Here is a 1,847-nt window from a genome sequence, read left to right as displayed (position 1 = left end):
GCGGAGGCGGGCACCCACTACGCCGACCTCACCGGTGAGCCGCTGTTCATCCGCGAATGCATCGACCGGTTCCACGACCGCGCCGTGGAGACGGGCGCGAAGATCGTGAATTCCTGTGGCTACGACTCGATTCCGTCCGATCTGAGCGTGTACCGGCTGTACCGGCGCTCGGTCGAGGACAACACCGGCGAGCTCACCGACACCACGCTGGTGGCCTGGCTCAAGGGCGGCGCCAGCGGCGGCACCATCGACTCCGGGCGCGCGATGATGGAGGCGATCGCCGCCGACCCGTCCAAGGGCTCGGTGATGGCGCACCCGTATTCGCTGAGCCCGGACCGGGCCATGGAGCCCGACGTCGGGCGGCAGTCCGATCAGGCGCTGGCGCGGGCCTCGACCATCGACCCCAGCCTCGACGGCTGGGTGGCGACCTTCGTCATGGCCGCGCACAACACCAAGATCGTGCGGCGCAGCAACGGCCTGCTGGGCTGGGTGTACGGCAAGAACTTCCGCTACCGCGAGGTGATGAGCGCGGGTAAGTCCCCGGCGGCGCCGCTGGTGGCGGCCGGGATGGCGGGCGGCATCGTGGCGACCATGGCGGCGGGCGCGGTGCTCTCGCGCGTGGCGGCGGGTCGCAAGCTGCTCGACCGGGTGCTGCCCAAGCCCGGCACCGGGCCGAGCGAGGCGGCCCGGCGCAGCGGCTGGTTCACGATGAAGACCTTCGCGCGCACCACCTCCGGCGCCAAGTACGTGTGCACCTTCGCCGGTCGGGGCGATCCGGGCTACCAGGCCACCTCGGTGCTGCTCGGCGAGTCCGGCCTGAGCCTGGCCTTCGACGAATTACCCGAGCTCGCGGGCATTCTCACCCCGGCGGCGGCGATGGCCGATCCGCTCACCGAGCGGCTGCGCGCCGCCGGGATGACCATCGAGGTGGACCTGGCGTGAGCCTCGCCGCGGCGGTTCGCGGAAGGGCGGCCGGGTGAACCTCGCGCGACGGACGATGAACCACCCCGCCTTCGCGCTGGTCTACGAGCGCGCCTGGCGGCCCGCCGGTTTCTTCGCCGTGACGGGCCGCACCATGCAGGCCGACCGGCGCGACGCCGTGCGCGCCCTGCGGCTGCGCGGTGCCCGCCGGGTACTCGATATCGCCTGTGGCCCCGGCAATTTCACGCACTATCTCAGCGAGCGGCTGAGCGGCGACGGATATGCGGTCGGCATCGACTTCTCGGTGCCGATGCTGCGCCGGGCGGTGACCGACAACTGCGGCCCGCGGACCGGTTACGTGCGCGGCGACGCCCGCCGGCTGCCCTTCCCCGACGGCAGCTTCGACGCGGTGTGCTGCTTCGGCGCGCTGTATCTGATCCCCGACCCGATGGTGGCGGCGCGGGAAATGATCCGGGTGCTGGCCCCCGGCGGGCGGATCGCGATCAGTACCAGTCATCGCTCCGACAGCTGGTTCGGCCGGATCAGCACGGCGGTCGGCGGTGCGGGCGGGCTGCGCGTCTTCGATGCCGACACCTTTCCCGAGCTGTTCGCCGCGGCGGGGCTGGCGGAGATCGAGCAGCAGGTGCACGGGCTCATGCAATACGTGGGAGCCACCCGCCCGCGCTGAAACCCTTGCGCCGCAACCGTGGCCGACGAGTGGCGCACTCGTGCCAATGTCGCGGCGGCGCGGGGCGCCGCCCCCCCCGCAACGGGAGTGTCCGTGGCGCCACCGGGTTAACAACCCGCCACCGGCGGCGACGAGTCCGCGCTTGACTTCCGGGATACCGAACTGCGCGGACTTCGACGCCACGATCAGATCGGTCGCCAGCACCAATTCCGTGCCGCCCGCCAGCGCGTACCCCTCG

At 71.9% G+C, this 1,847-nt stretch carries 2 protein-coding genes and 1 pseudogene; 2 read left to right on the top strand and 1 reads right to left on the bottom strand.

The window, feature by feature from the left end:
• Both QH290_RS15000 and QH290_RS14995 read left to right on the top strand, forming a co-directional pair.
• Positions 1-942 (top strand): saccharopine dehydrogenase family protein (locus QH290_RS15000; protein ID WP_280383420.1); only part of this gene is annotated, 942 nt, incomplete at its 5' end.
• Positions 943-976: 34 nt separating this feature from the next.
• Positions 977-1,609, top strand: coding sequence for a class I SAM-dependent methyltransferase (locus QH290_RS14995; RefSeq protein ID WP_280383418.1), 633 nt, complete (start codon positions 977-979; stop codon positions 1,607-1,609).
• A gap of 108 nt (positions 1,610-1,717) precedes the next feature.
• Here QH290_RS14995 and QH290_RS14990 read toward each other — a convergent pair.
• A pseudogene (locus QH290_RS14990) lies at positions 1,718-1,847 on the bottom strand (enoyl-CoA hydratase-related protein); the annotation flags it as partial.

The organism is Nocardia wallacei (genome assembly GCF_029869545.1).
Taxonomy (GTDB): Bacteria; Actinomycetota; Actinomycetes; order Mycobacteriales; family Mycobacteriaceae; genus Nocardia; species Nocardia wallacei_A.
This window is presented reverse-complemented; position numbering and strand designations above follow the sequence as displayed.